This is a genomic window from Pseudidiomarina insulisalsae, assembly GCF_003987065.1.
GTDB lineage: Bacteria > Pseudomonadota > Gammaproteobacteria > Enterobacterales > Alteromonadaceae > Pseudidiomarina > Pseudidiomarina insulisalsae.
Map to the genome: position 1 here is coordinate 1 of NZ_PIPY01000010.1, position 18,707 is coordinate 18,707.

Below are 18,707 nucleotides of genomic sequence, written 5' to 3' on the forward strand. Positions count from 1 at the left end.
TCAGCAAGGTCAGGCTCATCATGGCTCTCCGTAAAAGAGAGTATATGATCACGACTAAAACTGATCGTCAAATCGATCAATTATTTATTAGCCCAACTGGTCAAGAAACGTTCACGATCTTGCCCTGACCATTCCTATTGGCTTTATACATGCGCTAGGCTTATTGCTATGTGTTCTCGCATTTAAAGATACGCAACGAACTCACTCCGATGATTAATTTTGATGGAAGAAATAGTTAGCAACTTAAAGATAACTATATCACTGGGACCGTAAAGTGGTAGGTTGAACCCGAGCATCAGACGACTTAACGAGGGTGGTCAATATTCTGTGTCAGCCTGGATGATGACTTAGGTAATCTTCCAAAATCAGCTGCGCTGCGGCGCTGTCAATCTTGTCTTTGCTGAGCTCGCGGTAGCCGCCGCGGGCAAATAATTCTTCTTTTGCGGCGACGGTGGTCAGGCGTTCGTCCTGTAGCTCAACGGGAAGTCCAAAGCGGCCGTGCAGGCGATTCGCAAACTTGCGCGCCTTATCGGTCAGCAGTTGCTCCGTGCCGTCCATATTAAGAGGTAAGCCTACGACCAGGCGGGTCGGCTGCCACTCCTTAATTAGCGCCTGCACTTTTTGCCAGTCAGGCTGGCCGTCTTTGGCTTTTAGCGCCGATAAAGGCGAGGCGGTGCCGGTAATGGTCTGGCCGACCGCCACACCAATATTATGGGTGCCAAAGTCGAATCCGAGTAACTGACTCATGCGTGGCCTGCGCCCGGGCCCAGCTGCCAGGACTGAAAGCCCAGCTTTTCGGTGGCCCGCTGCCAGCGCTCTGAGCTTGGCGTATTAAACAGAATGTCGGCATCAGCGGGAATGGTCAGCCAACTGTTTTCGGCCAGTTCCTGCTCTAACTGTCCCGACTCCCAACCGGCATAGCCAAGAGTGAGGATAAATTTCTCAGGTGCTTCATTACGACCCATGGCTTCAAGAATATCTTTTGAGGTGGTAATCATTACCTCGTCGCTGAGCTGCGCTGAGCTGTTCCATTTCGCGCTTGGGGCATGCAGCACAAAGCCGCGGTCACGCGCCAGCGGGCCGCCAGCAAATACCGGCTTGTCATACATGACCGACCGTTCGGGAACAACAATCTCAAGTTGCTCGAGTACCTTCGCCACGTTCAATTCCACGGGGTTATTAATGATCAACCCCATCGCGCCATCTTCGTTATGCTCGCAAATGTAGGTGACCGAACGGTGGAAGAAAGGATCTTCCATATCGGGCATGGCAATTAAAAAATGATTTTGTAAATTCGTCAGTGCTTCCATATATCCTTAAGCCTTACAACGTGCCTCAATGGCAGCAAATAATTTACCGGCGATATTAATATCATATGCGGCTTCAATTTCGCGCATACAAGTCGGGCTGGTGACATTAATCTCGGTAATGCGATCGCCAATAACGTCGAGTCCTACTAAGAATAGACCACGGCGTTTAAGTTCCGGCGCGACGGTACGGGCCAGCTCCCAGTCGCTGTCGCTCAGTGGTTGCGGTCGGCCACTGCCACCGGCGGCTAAATTGCCGCGAGTTTCGCCAGCCGAAGGCACGCGTGCCAGTGCGTAGGGCATGGGCTCGCCGTCAATGATCAGAATGCGCTTATCGCCGTCTTTGATTTCTGGCATGTAGCGCTGCACCATGGCCAGACGCGTGCCATGGGCGGTCAGGGTTTCAATAATGACGCCGAGGTTATTGCCGTCTTCGCCCACCCGGAAAATGGAGGCGCCGCCCATACCATCAAGCGGTTTTAAAATAATGTCACGGTGCTTTTTATGAAACGCGCGAATCTGGTCGGGCTGGCGGGTCACAATGGTCGGCGGTGTGTATTCCGGGAACCAGGCGGTAAATAATTTCTCGTTACAGTCACGCAAGCTTTGCGGCTTGTTCACCACTAGCGTCCCCGCGTTTTCAGCCAGTTCCAGAATGTGCGTCGCGTACAGGTATTCACTGTCAAACGGCGGGTCTTTACGCATCATGATCACGTCAAAATCAGCCATTGGCATATCCACCCGTTCCTCGAGGGTGTAAAAGTCCTCGGCCTGATCAACAACTTTCACTGCCCGGGCACTGCCCATGGGCTTGCCTTGCAGCAGCGAAAGGTCGCCCAGCTCAAGATAAAAACACTCATAGCCGCGCTCCTGCGCTTCAAGCAGCAGCCGGAAACTGGTGTCTTTATAGGTCTTCACCTTGGCAATGGGGTCCATGATCATCGCTAATTTCATTGCGTTACTCCTGAATTGAGGTGTCGGCGAGATCGCCAAACTGATATTGCACGACGGACAAGGCGGTCAGGGCTGCGGTTTCGGTGCGCAGCACCCGCGGACCTAGCTGTACCGGCTGAAAATCTGCTGCGGCGGCAGCGCTGACCTCGTGGTCGGTTAACCCGCCCTCGGGACCAATCAGCAATTGCAGATGCTCGTTACTCAGCGTTTGCTGGCGCAACGGTTTTTGTGCATAGGGGTCAAGCGTCAACCGCAACGCTGGTGTTAACTCTGCCAGCCAGGTCGTAAGTGGCACCGGCGTATGGACGGTGGGAATGACCGAACGGCCACTTTGCTCACAGGCGCTGATGACAATTTTTTGCCACTGCTGCTGTTTTTTTTGCAGCCGCTCGCCATTGAGTTTCACGCCGCAGCGCTCGGTAAAAAGAGGCGTAATACTCGCGACTCCGAGCTCTACCGACTTTTGTAAAACGAAGTCCATGCGATCGCCGCGTGAAATGCCCTGACCCAGATGAATTTTCAGCGCCGATTCGCGCGAATTTTTACGCACGCCCTGCACCTTTATACTAACCTTTTTCTTGCTGGCGTCGGTGATAACGGCTGCGTAATCGTAACCATCACCAGTAAAGAGCTCGAGTGGTTGTCCGGCACTCATGCGCAGCACCCGGCCGACATGGTTAGCAGCTTCATCACTTAAATCAAGCGCTTGCCCTTGCTGTAGCTGGGGTTGCTCACTATTTTCGGCGAAAGGATGATAAATTCGCGGTACTCGCATAACATGGTCCTAATTAAATAACGTCATCATCTTATCAGAAGGAAACCCTACATGGCGATAAAGCAAAACATAGTGCATACCGTAGCGCATTGGGCCTGTGCCGCGGCGGTAATCACCGCAGCAACAAGCTCCACTGCCTGGGCAGAAGACGCTCACAGTTATGCCAAGCTCGATGAGGTGGCGACGCCTTATCTTGAGCTCGACCTCAATATGGATTTTGCCGCGCAGCAGTTACGCGGAACCGCGACCTATGATTTGCTGCGTCGCAGTGACGCCACCACGGTCCATCTGGACACCCGTGATCTGAGCATCAGCAAAACCGAAATCTGGCAGGACAATGCCTGGCAGGAAACCGAGTTCACTTTAGGCGAACCCCATGAAACCCTGGGTCAGGAGCTGACCATTGAGATTGGTGAAGAAAGCGACAAGGTGCGTATTCACTATGCCACTGCGCCAACCGCCAGTGGCCTGCAATGGTTAACGCCGGCACAGACAAAAAGCGGTAAATTACCCTTTATGTTTAGTCAGTCGCAACCTATTCACGCGCGCAGCTGGATTCCCATACAGGATACGCCGGCACTGCGGCTGACCTACAATGCCGAGGTCACCACGCCGCCTAACATTCTGGCGGTGATGAGTGCCAATAACAGTCTGGATCCTGAGCTTGACGGTCAGTACAGCTTTAGTATGCCGCAGCCAATTCCACCTTATCTGATTGCTATTGCAGCCGGTGAGCTGGAAGTTGAAAAGATCAGCGACAAAGTGGCGGTGTTCGCTGAACCTTACATTGTTGATGAAGCAGCCTGGGAGTGGGCCGATACGCCGGCAATGATTGAGGCTACTGAAGAATTATATGGCCCGTACCGTTGGGATCGTTACGACTTGCTGGTGCTGCCGCCAAGCTTCCCGTTCGGTGGCATGGAGAATCCACGCTTGTCGTTTATTACACCGACGGTGGTCTCCGGCGACCGTACCCTCATCAACTTGATCGCGCACGAGCTGGCGCACTCATGGTCAGGTAATTTGGTAACCAATGCCAGCTGGCGCGACTTATGGCTGAACGAGGGTTTTACCAGCTATGTTGAGAACCGCATTATGGAAGCTTTGTTTGGTGAGCGGCGCGCGCAAATGGAGTTGGCGCTTGGCTATCAGGATCTGCTTGAGGATATGAAACGGCTGCCACCGGAAGACACGGTACTGAATATTGAGCTAGGCACCCGTCATCCTGATGACGTGTTCTCGCAGGTGCCCTATGTGAAAGGACAGTTGTTCCTGGTGTACCTGGAAAATAAATTTGGCCGTGAAATCTTTGATGAATTCGTACGCGGTTATTTTGATCATTTCGCGTTCCAGAGTATTTCGACCGCAGAGTTTAAAGACTATCTGCAAGAGCACCTGCTGGCGAAGCACCCGGGCGTCGTTTCTATGGATAAGATCAACGAGTGGATTCATGAGCCGGGCCTGCCGGAAGATGCGCCGCAGCCAACTTCGGACGCCTTCGCCAAGGTGGAAAAGCAAATGCAGCGCTGGCTCAAAGGCGGTCAGCTACAGACAGAAGACTGGACCACCCATGAGTGGTTGCACTTTATCAATAATCTGCCGCTTGATATCTCGAGCGTGAACATGCGTCGGTTGGATGAGCAGTTTAATCTGACACAAAGCAATAACGCCGAAATCGCCCATGCCTGGCTGAAGTTAGCAATTATCAAAGACTATGAACCAGCGCGGGAACGTTTGCGTAATTACTTGCTTACGATCGGTCGCAACAAGCTGGTCAGCCCGCTGTATCGCGAGCTTGCGAAGACGCCTGAAGATCTGAAGTGGGCGCGTGAAATTTATCAGCAAGCAAAGCCGGGCTACCATCCGTTGACCCAGACCGTGAATGAAGACTTGTTATACCCGGAAAACCAAAAACAGGAGTAAACCATGCCACATGCCTTTGGCTATGCAGCTCCGGCTGCCGATAAAGAGCTGGATTATTTCGAATTTGAACGTCGCGAGCCAAAAGTCGACGACGTTGAAATAGAAATTATTTATTGCGGTGTTTGTCACTCAGACTTACATCAGGCGCGGGATGAGTGGGGCGGCACTGTGTTTCCATGTGTGCCCGGCCATGAAATTGTCGGAAAAGTGACCCGGGTGGGCAATCAAGTCACTAAGTTTAAGGTCGGTGACCGCGTGGGTGTCGGTTGTATGGTCGACTCTTGCGGTCATTGTCATAGCTGTAATGAAGACCATGAGCAGTATTGTGAAAATGGTTTCGTTGCCACGTACAACGGTGAAGATAAGCACCTTGGTGGTGTTACCTATGGCGGTTATTCCAATCGTATTACGGTGAAAGAAAGCTTTGTTCTGCGCGTTTCAGACAAGCTTGATCTGGCCGGTGTCGCGCCATTGTTGTGTGCCGGCATTACCACCTACTCGCCGCTGCGACACTGGAACGTCAAGGCCGGTGACAAAGTGGGCGTGGTTGGTTTAGGCGGACTTGGCCATATGGCGGTGAAGTTGGCAGCAGCCATGGGCGCTGAAGTCACTTTGTTTACCACTTCGCCGGATAAGGTTGAAGACGCCAAACGACTGGGCGCAAAGCATGTGGTCATTTCCAGAGATGAAGAGGCCATGGCAAAATGGCGGAACTCGCTCGACTTCATTATCAATACCGTCGCCGCTCCTCACGACCTGGACGAGTACGTAAGCTTGTTACGACTCAACGGCACCATGTGTCTGGTGGGCGTTCCGGCGGAGTCGCACCCTTCACCTGCGGTCTTCAATCTGATTTCCAAGCGGCGCAGTATCGCTGGCTCGTTAATAGGCGGTATTGCTGAAACGCAGGAGATGCTCGATTTTTGTGCCGAGCATGGCATTACCTCCGATATCGAGTTGATCGCGATGGAAGACATCAATAAAGCGTATGAAAGGATGTTACAGAGCGATGTGAAGTACCGCTTTGTCATTGATATGGCGACACTTAAACAGCCTTAAAGACTTTTAGACGTCTAAATGTAGAAAATTGGGTGTGGTTTCGCTAAACTACGCCCAATTTTTTAAGCCCGAATGAATGGTAAAGAAAGGAACACTATGGCGAAGCACCTTTTTACTTCGGAATCAGTTTCCGAGGGACATCCTGATAAAATTGCCGATCAGATTTCTGATGCGGTACTTGATGCAATTCTGACCCAAGACCCACGAGCGCGGGTCGCCTGTGAGACCTATGTCAAAACCGGTATGGTACTGGTGGGTGGTGAAGTGTCGACCACAGCCTGGGTGGATATTGAAGAAATTACCCGTAATACCGTGCGTGAAATCGGTTATGTGCATTCTGACATGGGTTTCGATGCCGATTCATGTGCGGTATTAAATGCTATTGGTAAGCAGTCGCCTGATATTAATCAGGGTGTTGATCGTGCCACGCTTGAAGAACAGGGCGCGGGCGATCAGGGCTTGATGTTCGGTTATGCCTCAAACGAAACCGACGTGCTGATGCCAGCCGCCATTACCTATGCGCATCGTTTAGTGCAACGTCAGTCCGAAGTGCGAAAAAATGGCACCTTGCCGTGGTTGCGCCCGGACGCCAAAAGTCAGCTGACCTTCGTTTATGAAGATGGTAAGCCGGTGGCGATTGATACTGTGGTGCTATCAACGCAACACGCCGATGGTATTACCCAGAAAGATCTGCGCGAAGCGGTCATCGAAACCATCATCAAGCCGGTTTTACCGGAAGAGTGGTTCCCGCAGAATCAAGATCGCATTTTTATCAACCCAACCGGTAAGTTCGTAATTGGCGGGCCAATGGGCGACTGTGGTCTGACGGGCCGGAAAATTATTGTCGACACTTATGGCGGCATGGCGCGCCATGGTGGTGGTGCCTTCTCTGGTAAGGACCCGTCTAAGGTCGACCGCAGTGCGGCTTATGCGGCGCGTTACGTAGCGAAAAACCTGGTCGCTGCTGGTCTTGCAGAGCGCTGTGAAATTCAGTTGTCTTACGCTATTGGTGTGGCAGAGCCGACCTCAATCAGTATTGAGACCTTTGGCACCAGCAACTACAGTGAAGAGCAGCTGATCGCGCTGGTACGCAAGCATTTTGACCTGCGCCCTTATGGCCTGATTCAGATGCTGAATCTGGAGCAGCCCATTTATAGCGCCACCGCAGCCTACGGCCACTTTGGTCGCGACGAATTCCCATGGGAGAAAACAGATAAGGCGGAAGCGCTGCGCGCTGACATCTAATTTGCTTAGAAGCTCCGAATTGTGGAGAATACGCGCACCTAGTGAGCATTTTTCTCAAGCAGCAATTCGGGGTTTTTTGTTATGACGACAGCAGTTTCTGAGCGCAAGCATCTCGCCAACGCCATTCGTGCATTGAGTATGGACGCCGTACAGCGCGCCAATTCGGGCCACCCGGGCGCACCTATGGGAATGGCAGACATCGCCGAAGTGTTATGGCGTGATTACATGAAACACAACCCGGCGAACCCCGACTGGGCCGACCGTGATCGCTTCGTGCTGTCAAATGGTCACGGCTCGATGCTGATCTATTCGCTGTTGCATCTGACTGGCTACGATCTGAGTATCGATGAGCTGAAAAACTTCCGTCAACTGCATTCAAAAACCCCCGGCCACCCCGAGTACGGTTATACCCCGGGTGTCGAAACCACCACGGGTCCGTTAGGACAAGGCGTTGCCAATGCGGTCGGCATGGCGCTGGCGGAAAAAGTACTTGCTGCGCAATTTAACCGTCCCACCCATGACATTATTAATCACCACACCTACGTGTTCCTTGGTGACGGCTGTGTAATGGAAGGGATCTCACACGAAGTTTGCTCGCTGGCCGGTACCCTCGGCTTGGGCAAACTGATCGCTTTTTACGACGACAATGGCATTTCGATTGATGGTGAAGTCGAGGGCTGGTTTACCGATGACACGGCAAAACGCTTTGCTGCCTATGGCTGGCAGGTCATCGAAAGCGTCGACGGTCATGATCCAGAAGCGGTCAAGCAAGCAATTGAAGCTGCGCGCGCCGAGACCGACAAGCCGACCCTGATTATTTGTAAGACCATTATCGGCTTCGGCGCACCGAACAAACAAGGCTCAGAGAGCTGCCACGGCGCGCCGTTAGGCGATGACGAAATTGCTGCTGCGCGCGAGCAGTTGGGCTGGCATCATGATGCTTTTGAAGTGCCGGACGATGTTTATCAGGCCTGGTCGGCAAAAGAAGCCGGTGCCGAGCATGAAAGAGCATGGGACCTGCGCTTTAAGGCCTACCGTGACTCCTATCCGGAGCTGGCTGTTGAGCTTGAGCGCCGTCTTAAAGGCGAGCTGCCAGATGACTTTGAAGCCCATGCGCAAGCTTACATTGAGCAATTGCAGGCAGAGCCGGCTGACATCGCCAGTCGTAAAGCGTCACAAAACGCCATTAATGCCTTTGCGCCGAAGTTACCAGAGCTATTAGGTGGCTCAGCCGACCTTGCCGGCTCAAACCTGACCCTGTGGAGCGGCGCGAAGGGCGTAACCGCGGACGATGCCAGCGGTAACTACGTCTATTACGGCGTGCGTGAGTTTGGCATGTCGGCCATGATGAACGGTATTGCCCTCCATGGTGGCCTGGTGCCGTATGGCGCAACCTTCCTGATGTTTATGGAGTACGCCCGCAACGCGGTGCGTATGGCGGCGCTGATGAAGCAACGCAGTATCTTTGTTTACACCCACGACTCCATTGGTCTGGGCGAAGATGGTCCGACCCACCAGCCGGTTGAACAACTGTCGAGCCTGCGCCTGACACCTAACATGAGTACCTGGCGTCCTTGTGATCAGGTCGAGTCTGCCGTGGCCTGGAAAGCGGCCTTGCAGCGTACTGACGGCCCAACCTCGCTGGTCTTCAGTCGTCAGGGACTGCCACAGCAGCAACGTACCTCTGAGCAACTGGCCAATATTGCCCGTGGTGGTTACGTCCTGCTTGACTGTGAGCAGCAACCTGAACTGATTTTGATCGCCACCGGCTCTGAAGTGGGTATCACCATGGCCGCAGCGAAAACGCTGCAGGAGAAAGGTCAGCAGGTGCGGGTGGTATCCATGCCAGCCACCGACGTGTTTGATGCGCAATCAGCAGATTACCGTGAGGCGGTTTTACCTGCCGCAGTAACAAAGCGGATTGCGGTTGAAGCGGGTATTGCCGATTACTGGTACAAATACGTTGGCCTGAACGGGCGTATTGTGGGCATGACCAGCTTTGGCGAGTCAGCCCCGGCCGGCGACTTGTTCAAGCATTTTGACTTTACTGCTGAGCACATTGTAGCCACTGCTGAGGAGCTGTTAAGCTGATGCCAACAACGCCAACAAGAATTGCTTTAAATGGCTTCGGCCGTATTGGCCGCAGCGTGCTGCGCGCCTTGTACGAGCGTGGCTATCGCGAGCAGTTGGAAATTGTGGCGATTAATGAGCTGGCGCCGGTGACGGCGATGGCGCATCTTTTGAAGTATGACACCAGTCACGGGCGCTTTCAGTTACCAGTGGCGACACCAGGCGAACACCGTCTGCAAGTGGGCAATGATGTCATCCGTATTTCGGCTGAGGCGGAGATCAGTTGCCTGCAGTGGCGTGATCTCAACGTTGATCTGGTGCTCGACTGCACCGGTGTCCACGGTACCCGCGAAGATGGCGCGCATTATCATGAAGCGGGGCTCCCGAAAGTATTGTTTTCGCACCCGGGTTCGCCCGATGTCGACTTTACCGCAATCTATGGTATCAACACTGACCATCTGACAGATGATCATAAGATTGTCTCAAATGGTTCCTGTACCACGAACTGTAGTGTGCCGGTATTAAAGGTGCTCGACGATGCTTTTGGCATTGAAAGCGGTGCGATAACCACCATTCATGCGGCCATGCATGATCAGCAAGTGATTGATGCCTATCATCAGGATCCGCGTCTGGCACGCGCTGCCGGTCGCTCGATTATTCCGGTGGACACCCGTCTGGCACGGGGTATTGAGCGCATCATGCCGCATTTTGCCGGTAAATTTGAAGCGATTCAGGTGCGTGTACCCACGACCAATGTAACGGCCATGGATATCAGCGTGACGGTGCGCGAGGACGTGACCATTGAAATGGTGAATGAGGCGTTAGCGCAGGCCGCACGCAGTGGCATGGCGGCGATTCTGGGCTTCACCAGCGAGCCGCTGGTGTCGATTGATTTTAATCATGACCCGCGTTCCAGCATTGTCGACGGAACCCAGACGCGAGTGGCCGGTAAACATTTAGTGAAAGTACTGTGCTGGTGCGACAACGAATGGGGCTTCGCTAATCGTATGCTCGATACCGCGCAGGTAATACTGGCGCAGCAGCAATAAGCAAAAATTTTTAATCAGGAGGAAGCAGTGATGTCCGCAGTAATAACCATGGATGACCTTGACTTAGAAGGTTTGCGCGTCTTGATCCGCGAAGATCTTAATGTGCCGGTCAAAGACGGCAAGGTCAGCTCAGACGCGCGTCTGAAAGCAGCCCTGCCAACCTTGCAAAAGGCACTTGATGCCGGCGCGAAAGTAATGGTGATGTCGCACCTTGGCCGTCCGGAAGAGGGTGAGTATGACGCTGAGTATTCGCTCCAGCCAGTGGTGGACTATCTGAATGAAGCACTTTCGGTACCAGTACGCTTAGCCAAAGACTATCTTGACGGAGTTGAGGTGAACAGCGGCGAAGTCGTGGTGTTTGAAAATGTTCGCTTTAACAAAGGCGAAAAGAAAAACGACGACAGTCTGGCGCAAAAACTTGCCGCCTTATGCGATGTGTTTGTTATGGACGCCTTTGGAACCGCACACCGCGCTCAGGCTTCGACCCATGGCGTCGCAAAATACGCCGACGTGGCGTGTGCCGGACCGTTACTGGCGGCTGAACTTGACGCCTTAGGCAAAGCTTTAGCGGATCCAGCGCGGCCGCTGGTTGCCATTGTCGGCGGTTCAAAAGTGTCGACTAAGCTGACCGTGCTGGAGTCACTGTCAGGCGTGGTGGATCAGTTGATCGTCGGTGGTGGCATCGCCAACACCTTTATTGCCGCAGCGGGCCACAACGTGGGTAAATCGCTTTATGAAGCCGACTTAACCGACGAGGCCAAACGTCTGATGGCGGCGGCAAAAGCCAAAGGCGGCGACATTCCGCTGCCGACCGACGTGGTGACCGGCAAAGAGTTCAGCGCCGATGCGCAAGCACAGACCAAGGCGGTCAGTGACATTGCCGCCGATGACATGGTGTTTGATATCGGTCCGGATACCGCTGAAGCCTTTGCAAAAATACTGCAAAATGCCGGCACTATTGTCTGGAATGGTCCGGTCGGGGTGTTTGAATTTGATCAGTTCGGCGCGGGCACCAAAGCCCTGGCTGAAGCTATTGCTGCAAGCCCGGCGTTTTCAATTGCCGGTGGTGGCGACACGCTGGCGGCAATTGATAAGTACGGCATCGCTGATAAAATCAGTTATATTTCGACCGGTGGCGGTGCCTTTCTTGAATTTTTAGAAGGTAAAAAATTACCTGCAGTCGCGATTCTGGAAGAACGCGCAGAGAATGGCTGATAGCCATTACAATTACACTATCAGGAGATAACTCATGGCTTTAATTTCTTTACGTCAATTGCTCGACCACGCGGCCGAAAACGGATACGGCGTACCCGCGTTTAATGTCAATAACCTCGAGCAAATGCGTGCCATTATGGAAGCGGCAGATGCCACCGACAGCCCGGTCATCGTGCAAGCGTCAGCAGGTGCGCGTAGCTACGCAGGTGCCCCTTTCTTACGTCACTTAATTCTTGCTGCCATTGAAGAGTGGCCGCATATTCCGGTGGTGATGCATCAGGATCACGGTACCTCGCCAGCAGTCTGCCAGCGTTCAATCCAGCTGGGTTTCAGCTCGGTCATGATGGACGGCTCGTTGCAGGCGGACGGTAAGACCCCTGCTGATTACGACTACAACGTGCGCGTTACCCAGGAAGCGGTTGCCATGGCCCATGCCTGTGGTGTTTCTGTTGAGGGTGAGCTGGGCGTGCTGGGCTCGCTGGAAACCGGCGAAGCTGGTGAAGAAGATGGCGTTGGCGCTGAAGGTAAGCTGAGTCACGAGCAGTTGCTGACCGATCCGGAAGAAGCTGCACAGTTTGTCAAAGCGACCAACGTCGATGCCCTGGCCATTGCCTGTGGTACTTCGCATGGCGCCTACAAGTTCAGCCGTCCGCCGACTGGCGACATTCTGGCCATTGACCGTATTAAAGAGATCCACAAGCGCATTCCTACCACGCACCTGGTTATGCACGGCTCGTCATCGGTGCCGCAGGAGTGGCTGAAAGTAATCAACGAATTCGGTGGTGAGATCCCTGAGACTTACGGTGTGCCTGTTGAACAAATTGCCGAAGGCATTAAGCACGGCGTGCGTAAGGTGAATATCGATACTGACCTGCGTCTGGCCTCGACCGGCGCGGTGCGTCGTCACCTGCAGCAGAACCCAAGCAATTTTGATCCGCGCAAATTCCTGAAAGCTTCAACCGATGCGATGTACGACATTTGTAAAGCGCGTTACGAAGCATTTGGCTGTGCCGGACAGGCAAGCAAAATTAAGCCGATTTCGCTGGAAGAAATGTTCAAACGCTACGAAGCGGGTGAATTAGACGCCAAAGTGAACTAATCGGGGTTCTTTTTGACCGCAATCCCACGTTATACTGTTGAATAGTGTGGGATTGCGTAATAAGAAGAGGTGCTTGTGGAATTTAAAAAGACTTTATCAACACTGGCTGTATTAGTATGTTTAGGGATGCCGGCGGCTTATGCGCAAGCATCTATTTTCATGTACGATGACGCCAACGACCTCGACACTGAAGAAAAACAAGACTGGGATGCTTCGGCAGAGCTTGGCCTGTTATTCACTTCTGGTAATACCGAAACCGAGACCTTCAAGACGAAGCTAAACGCTGCCCGGGACTATCAGAACTGGCGCCACAAAGGAATGATCGATTATTATCGCTCAGAGCAAGAAGATCAGGACACCGGCGAGTCATTTGTCACCGGTGATCGGTTATTTATTTCAGCGCAGTCGAACTATAAATTCAGCCCGGAAAGCCGCTCTTCAGTATTTGTCTTTGGCTCTTACGAAGAAGACAAATTCAGCGGTTACGAATACCAAGGTACCGTGGCGGTCGGTTATGGTGCGCGCTATCGCTACAGTCAGTCGTTGTTTGCTGACTATGAAATTGGTCCGGGTTTCTCGGTCAATAAACCGATTGTGAACGGCACCATACAGGAACAGGAAACCAGCGCGATTTTGCGTCTGGCCGGTAACCTGGTTTGGGATATCAGCAAAACCTCGAAGTTTAACGCATTGGCATCGACGGAAATCGGTGAAGAAAATACCAAATCGCGTGCTGAGCTGTCAGTTTCAGCCAACGTCAATAGTTCGCTGGCGCTGAAGTTCTCAGTGGCAGCGAACCATAACTCGTATTTAGAAGACGCGTCGAAAGAAAAATTAGATACTGAAACGGCTGTAACCTTAGTCTATAGCTTCTAAGCAGCGTTCAGTTATCGTTTTGTGAAAAAGCGGGTTGCCGATTAGTCCTCGGCAATCCGCTTTTTTAGTTCCACAGGTTTATTACGTTTGCGTACGCGGATATTCAACAGCTCTACCGCCAGCGAGAACGCCATAGCAAAGTAGACATAGCCTTTGGGTACGTGGAAGCCAAGCCCTTCACCCATTAGTGTAAAGCCAATCAGAATTAAAAAGCTCAAGGCAAGCATTTTGATAGTAGGATGTCGGTCGACGAAATCGCCAATTGCTTTTGCCGACACCATCATCACCAATACTGCTGCCACAACCGCAATGATCATCACTGCGACGTAATCGACCAGACCTACGGCAGTAATAACCGAGTCGAGTGAAAAGACGATGTCAATGACGGCGATTTGCGTAATGATGGCGCCGAACGTCGCCACCTTAGAGGTCGATGTATGCTCTTCGACCCCTTCCAGACTGTGATGTATTTCAAGGGTACTTTTACCGAGCAAGAACAGGCCGCCGAAAAACAGAATCAGGTCGCGTCCGGAAAACGCGTATCCGAGTACGCTGAAAAGTGGCTCGGTCAAGCCCATTACCCAGACAATACTTAGCAGCAAAACGATCCGCATCGCCATGGCAAGCATGAGTCCGATCTGCCGCGCTTTTTGCCTTTGCTGCTCTGGTAATCGTCCCACCAAGATTGAAATAAATATAATATTATCAATACCTAATACAATCTCTAGGGCGGTTAGAGTGGCCAGCGCAATCCAGGCTTCGGGTAAAAAGATCCATTCAAACATTTAGCTTACTCTTACATTGTGGTGAGATTGAATTACAATAAACGGGTTATTTCGCAAAAACAATGCGGAATACTCTTTGCGCATAGCTGGTATTTTGGCTAGTATGCGCCCCCCGACAGTCGGGATCACGATGATACTAATAGCAGCAACAAGGCGAACTTTTATGTCTGCAAACTCGTTTCTTGGTGTATTCGCAAAGTCACCGATCAAACCGATGATCGAGCACATTACTCAGGTGCATGACTGCGCAATGACTTTAAAACCCTTCTTTCAGGCGGTTTACGCCGGTAACTGGGATGACGCGGAAGAGCATCGCAAGGCCATTGTTAAAAAAGAGAAAGCCGCTGATGATTTGAAGCGTGAAATTCGTTTAAACCTTCCTGGTGGTTTGTTTATGCCGGTCGAGCGCACCGATTTGCTCGAACTGGTATCGCAGCAAGACCGCATCGCAAATAAAGCAAAAGATATTTCAGGGCTGATAACCGGTCGTGAGCTACAAATCCCACAAGACATGGTGGATGGCTTTGATACTTATTTGCAACGTTGTCTCGACGCAACAGACAAAGCAAAAGAAACTATAGGTGAGTTTGACGACTTGCTCGAAGCCGGCTTTAAAGGTCGCGAACGAAAAATCGTCGACAGCCTTATTTCCGAGCTCGACAGCATTGAGCAGGACACCGATGCACTGCAGGTTAAATTGCGCCGTCAGTTGCGGGCAATAGAGCAGGACATGAACCCTCTGGATGCAATGTTCCTTTATAAAATTCTTGATTGGGTCGGTGATCTTGCGGACCTGGCTGAGCGTGTGGGCGCACGATTTGAGCTCATGCTGGCACGCGTCTAAGTCGGAGATAAACGATGGATATTATTTCTACCTATAATCTCACGCTGATCCTGATGGCCGCAGCTTTTGCGTTTTTTATGGCCTGGGGTATCGGTGCGAATGATGTCGCAAATGCGATGGGAACGTCAGTCGGCTCCAAAGCATTAACTATTAAACAAGCGATTATCATTGCAATGATTTTCGAATTCGCCGGCGCCTACTTAGCGGGTGGTGAAGTAACCTCTACCATTCGTAAGGGAATTATTGACTCGGCTTACTTTGTCGATGCGCCCGAGCTGTTAGTCTTCGGTATGATAGGCGCCCTGCTGGCGGCAGGCTTCTGGCTGCTTATCGCCTCTTATCTGGGCTGGCCGGTTTCGACCACGCATTCAATTATTGGCGCAATCGTTGGTTTTGCCGCCATTGGTGTTAGCCCCGACTCGGTTGAATGGGGCAAAGTCCTTGGCATTGTCGGCAGTTGGGTCATTACCCCGATGATTGCCGGCTTGATCGCTTACTTTATATTCCTCAGTGCACAGAAACTGATTTTTGACCGTGAAAACCCACTTGCAGAAGCAAAACGTTACGTGCCTTTTTACATGGGCTTGACCGGCTTCGTTATTGCCTTGGTTACCATTACCAAAGGCCTTAAGCATGTCGGGTTGAATTTCACTACCGGAGAAGGTTTCCTGCTGGCAGGTGCTATTGGTATTGTGGTTTTTGTCCTCGGTAAGATTATGATCGGCCGCTTGCGCTTCGATCCTGCTGCTGACAGAGAGATGCATTACACCAACGTCGAGAAAGTCTTTGCTATTTTGATGGTGGTCACGGCCTGTGCCATGGCATTTGCCCACGGCTCGAACGACGTTGCAAACGCTATCGGTCCGTTAGCTGCGGTGGTGAGCGTCGTTGAAAGTGGCGGACAGATTACCGGTAAAGCGCAGCTTGCGTGGTGGGTCTTGCCGGTAGGCGCGGTTGGTATTGTGCTTGGTCTCGCTATGCTGGGTAAGCGCGTTATTGCAACTATTGGTAAAGGAATTACTCACTTAACGCCAAGCCGCGGTTTTGCTGCTGAGTTAGCGGCGGCTACCACGGTAGTACTTGCCTCGGGTACTGGCTTGCCAATTTCTACCACTCAAACTCTGGTTGGTGCGGTCTTAGGTGTCGGCATGGCACGTGGTATCGCGGCGCTGAACCTGGGTGTGGTACGTAAAATTGTCGTCTCCTGGGTAATTACCTTGCCTGCGGGTGCCGTGATGTCGATTATTTTCTTCTATATTCTGAAGGCGGCATTTGGCGCGTAAGACAATTTAAGTCATTATCAAAAGGCGACTCCGGTCGCCTTTTTTTGTGCCCGAATGAAAATTTTTTAATGTACGCAAAACTTTTTTCGAATGGGTCACGACTACAGTAGCAAAGAACAAAGGAATCCAATTGTGTTTGCTCCATCAGATGAACGGCTCGTGAAGCGAGCTTTAGACAACAACAAGCAGGCCTGGCTGCAAATCGTCAGGCGCTACGAAGGGCTGGTGTTTAACTATGCCTTACGCATGAGCGGCAGTCGTGATGACGCCATGGACCTGATGCAGGACGTTTTCATGTCGTTGTTCCGTAATCTGGCTGGTTGGCGCGGTGAAAGTTCATTTAAGAACTGGTTAATGACCATTGCCCATCACCGCTGTGTTGAGCATTTTCGCCGCCGCAAAGACTACGCCGAGGATTACGACTTTGAGCAGCAGGAAAGTTCGCTTGACTGGGATAGTCCGGAAGCCGTGTATCAGGGGCAGCAGCGCACGCAACAGCTGGTTCGTGCCATGCAGCAACTACCGGTAGAGCAACGTTTGGTGGTGGAACTAAAGTTTTTTCAGCACCTGAAGCTACAAGAAATTAGTCAGCAACTTGATGTACCACTGAATACCGTCAAGTCACGTCTATACAAGGCGGTTGAAAACCTGCAAAAGTTGGTGGAGGAAGTATGAATAAGTCACACGAATTTGAACAATGGGTTCAGCAAACAGCCGATGAGACGCGGGGTGAGGCCGTACCAGAGTGGCCGCGGGAGCTGACGTTTCGCGCCACGCGCGAGCCGAAATTGCGGTGGTGGCAGCGGCCATTGTTGCCGGTCGCCTCATTGGCTTGCTCAGCGCTGGCGTTGCTGGCCATTGTCAGCCAGTTACAGGTACAGGTCACCGACAACGGCTTTAATGTTCACTTTGGTGGCGGCTTGACGGAGCAACAATTGCAGGCCGCAGTGGCCGAGCAGATGACGACCTATAAGGCTCAGCAGCAGCTGCAAATGGCCGACTACGCAGCGAACCTGCGCGAAGATTTTCGTGATGACGTGGCCGCTGCCAATCAGCAACTGGTGAATTATGTCCTCACCACCAGTCGCAGTGAACGCCAGCAAGATATGGAGGACCTGATTCGTTACGTCAACGCGCAGCGTGAGGATGATCAGGTGTACTTCGCTTATCAACTTTCTCAGGTCACCGAGCAGTTAGTAGAGCCCGGCAGCCTGGACGGTAATCCGACTTTTGACACGAAGGAGTAATCCCATGCGTACATTAATGGCAGTATCAGCGGTAGCGCTGGCTTTGACCACAAGTGCTATGGCACAGACGGATCAACAGCAGCGCGGTGAATTGCGAAAGCAATTAGAAATTATGAACAGTATTTTCTCCACAGCACTTCAGCAAGAACAACAGGGTGAAAAGGCGCGCATGATTGCCCGTGATCGCCTGAGCTACAACTATCTGGCCGGTCAAGGGGTGGTCTATCGCACCCGTATTGGTGGCAGTCGTATTATGTTTTTTGACGGAAATGTACCTTTGCCGCCGATGCCGGAAATGCCCGAAATTGAAGGTATCTCACACATTGAATTGCGGGCTGCCGCGGCCGAGGGCTTGGCTGCTGCATCAGAAGCACTGGAGAATATCGAGATTGTGACCGAAGATGTTTACGGCAATGAAAACGGTAATATTCGTGTCATTCGTACTGTCACCGACAATGTCCGTGAGAACGCCCGTGAGGTACGCGAATTACGGCGTCGCGAGCGGGATCTGGAGCTGGCAAAGGAAAATGCCAACGGTGAGCAAAGCGCTGAACTCAATCGCAAGCTCGAGCAGGTTCGTGCTGAATTGCGTGAAACTGAGCAAGCACTGGACGAGGCGCGTGCTGAGATAACCGAAGCGCGTGAACAGTTGCGTGAAGAAGGACAGGCACGACGCGCGAAGCTGGCAGAAGAAAAAGCCGAGCGTCTGGCTAAATTTGAACAAACCATGGCCAGTACCTTATGTGACTACGGTCGCACTTTACGGGCCTTGCCGGCACAAGAACATGTGACCTTTGTTATCGAAGGCGCAGGTGTTGAAGAGCACGGTGGTGATGACAAAATTTATATCTTTTCCAAGCGCCAGTTAGAACAATGTCAGTCGCCAGGTGATCTTTTAAGTAAGGCGACCACGTATAGCTTTTAACTGGTCCGTTAGACCGGTTGTCATCTCTGTTTAGCACGCCATCTGGCGTGC

At 52.1% G+C, this 18,707-nt stretch carries 18 protein-coding genes; 13 read left to right on the plus strand and 5 right to left on the minus strand.

The window, feature by feature from the left end:
* Positions 1-330 precede the first annotated feature (330 nt).
* The 4 genes from ruvX to CWI71_RS09730 are packed head-to-tail and all read right to left on the minus strand — an operon-like array spanning position 331 to position 3,036.
* On the minus strand, positions 331-747 hold the full coding sequence (gene ruvX, locus CWI71_RS09715) for a Holliday junction resolvase RuvX (protein WP_126755077.1): 417 nt from the start codon (positions 745-747) through the stop codon (positions 331-333).
* Complete coding sequence (locus CWI71_RS09720; protein WP_126755168.1) at positions 744-1,301, minus strand: YqgE/AlgH family protein; 558 nt, start codon at positions 1,299-1,301, stop codon at positions 744-746. The genes ruvX and CWI71_RS09720 overlap by 4 nt, the downstream gene beginning before the upstream one ends.
* A gap of 15 nt (positions 1,302-1,316) precedes the next feature.
* Positions 1,317-2,261, minus strand: a complete 945-nt coding sequence (gene gshB, locus CWI71_RS09725) for a glutathione synthase (protein ID WP_126755078.1) — start codon at positions 2,259-2,261, stop codon at positions 1,317-1,319.
* 4 nt (positions 2,262-2,265) lie between these two features.
* Complete coding sequence (locus CWI71_RS09730; protein ID WP_126755079.1) at positions 2,266-3,036, minus strand: 16S rRNA (uracil(1498)-N(3))-methyltransferase; 771 nt, start codon at positions 3,034-3,036, stop codon at positions 2,266-2,268.
* A gap of 51 nt (positions 3,037-3,087) precedes the next feature.
* Between CWI71_RS09730 and CWI71_RS09735 the strand changes: the two genes are divergently transcribed.
* The 8 genes from CWI71_RS09735 to CWI71_RS09770 all read left to right on the plus strand — a co-directional run bounded on the left by CWI71_RS09735 (position 3,088) and on the right by CWI71_RS09770 (position 13,572).
* Positions 3,088-4,959, plus strand: a complete 1,872-nt coding sequence (locus CWI71_RS09735; protein WP_126755080.1) for a M1 family metallopeptidase — start codon at positions 3,088-3,090, stop codon at positions 4,957-4,959.
* 3 nt (positions 4,960-4,962) lie between these two features.
* Complete coding sequence (locus CWI71_RS09740) at positions 4,963-6,018, plus strand: NAD(P)-dependent alcohol dehydrogenase (protein ID WP_126755081.1); 1,056 nt, start codon at positions 4,963-4,965, stop codon at positions 6,016-6,018.
* Positions 6,019-6,114: 96 nt separating this feature from the next.
* Complete coding sequence (metK, locus tag CWI71_RS09745; RefSeq protein WP_126755082.1) at positions 6,115-7,263, plus strand: methionine adenosyltransferase; 1,149 nt, start codon at positions 6,115-6,117, stop codon at positions 7,261-7,263.
* A gap of 81 nt (positions 7,264-7,344) precedes the next feature.
* Entirely contained in the window at positions 7,345-9,354 is a 2,010-nt protein-coding gene (gene tkt / locus CWI71_RS09750) for a transketolase (protein WP_126755083.1), read from the plus strand.
* Positions 9,354-10,382 (plus strand): erythrose-4-phosphate dehydrogenase, encoded by a 1,029-nt coding sequence (epd, locus tag CWI71_RS09755; RefSeq protein WP_126755084.1) that lies wholly within the window; start codon positions 9,354-9,356, stop codon positions 10,380-10,382. The genes tkt and epd overlap by 1 nt, the downstream gene beginning before the upstream one ends.
* A 30-nt stretch (positions 10,383-10,412) precedes the next feature.
* Positions 10,413-11,597: a phosphoglycerate kinase gene (locus tag CWI71_RS09760; protein WP_126755085.1), complete on the plus strand. Its 1,185-nt coding sequence runs from the start codon at positions 10,413-10,415 to the stop codon at positions 11,595-11,597.
* 34 nt (positions 11,598-11,631) lie between these two features.
* Positions 11,632-12,696, plus strand: coding sequence for a class II fructose-bisphosphate aldolase (gene fba / locus CWI71_RS09765; protein WP_126755086.1), 1,065 nt, complete (start codon positions 11,632-11,634; stop codon positions 12,694-12,696).
* Positions 12,697-12,771: 75 nt separating this feature from the next.
* A complete protein-coding gene (locus CWI71_RS09770) occupies positions 12,772-13,572 on the plus strand; it encodes a DUF481 domain-containing protein (RefSeq protein WP_241967694.1) in 801 nt (266 codons plus the stop codon).
* Positions 13,573-13,613: 41 nt separating this feature from the next.
* On the opposite strand, the gene CWI71_RS09775 is transcribed toward CWI71_RS09770, so the two are convergent.
* Positions 13,614-14,357: a TerC family protein gene (locus CWI71_RS09775; RefSeq protein WP_126755087.1), complete on the minus strand. Its 744-nt coding sequence runs from the start codon at positions 14,355-14,357 to the stop codon at positions 13,614-13,616.
* Positions 14,358-14,520: 163 nt separating this feature from the next.
* Between CWI71_RS09775 and CWI71_RS09780 the strand changes: the two genes are divergently transcribed.
* From CWI71_RS09780 to CWI71_RS09800, 5 genes are all read left to right on the plus strand, one after another.
* Positions 14,521-15,201 carry a TIGR00153 family protein gene (locus CWI71_RS09780; protein ID WP_126755088.1) on the plus strand — a complete coding sequence of 227 codons (681 nt, stop codon included), beginning with the start codon at positions 14,521-14,523 and terminating at the stop codon, positions 15,199-15,201.
* 14 nt (positions 15,202-15,215) lie between these two features.
* Positions 15,216-16,484, plus strand: coding sequence for an inorganic phosphate transporter (locus tag CWI71_RS09785; RefSeq protein ID WP_126755089.1), 1,269 nt, complete (start codon positions 15,216-15,218; stop codon positions 16,482-16,484).
* Positions 16,485-16,643: 159 nt separating this feature from the next.
* Entirely contained in the window at positions 16,644-17,159 is a 516-nt protein-coding gene (locus CWI71_RS09790) for an RNA polymerase sigma factor (RefSeq protein WP_241967696.1), read from the plus strand.
* On the plus strand, positions 17,156-17,731 hold the full coding sequence (locus CWI71_RS09795) for a hypothetical protein (protein WP_126755091.1): 576 nt from the start codon (positions 17,156-17,158) through the stop codon (positions 17,729-17,731). Before CWI71_RS09790 ends, CWI71_RS09795 begins: the two co-directional genes overlap by 4 nt.
* A gap of 4 nt (positions 17,732-17,735) precedes the next feature.
* Complete coding sequence (locus CWI71_RS09800; protein WP_126755092.1) at positions 17,736-18,656, plus strand: hypothetical protein; 921 nt, start codon at positions 17,736-17,738, stop codon at positions 18,654-18,656.
* Positions 18,657-18,707: the final 51 nt, after the last annotated feature.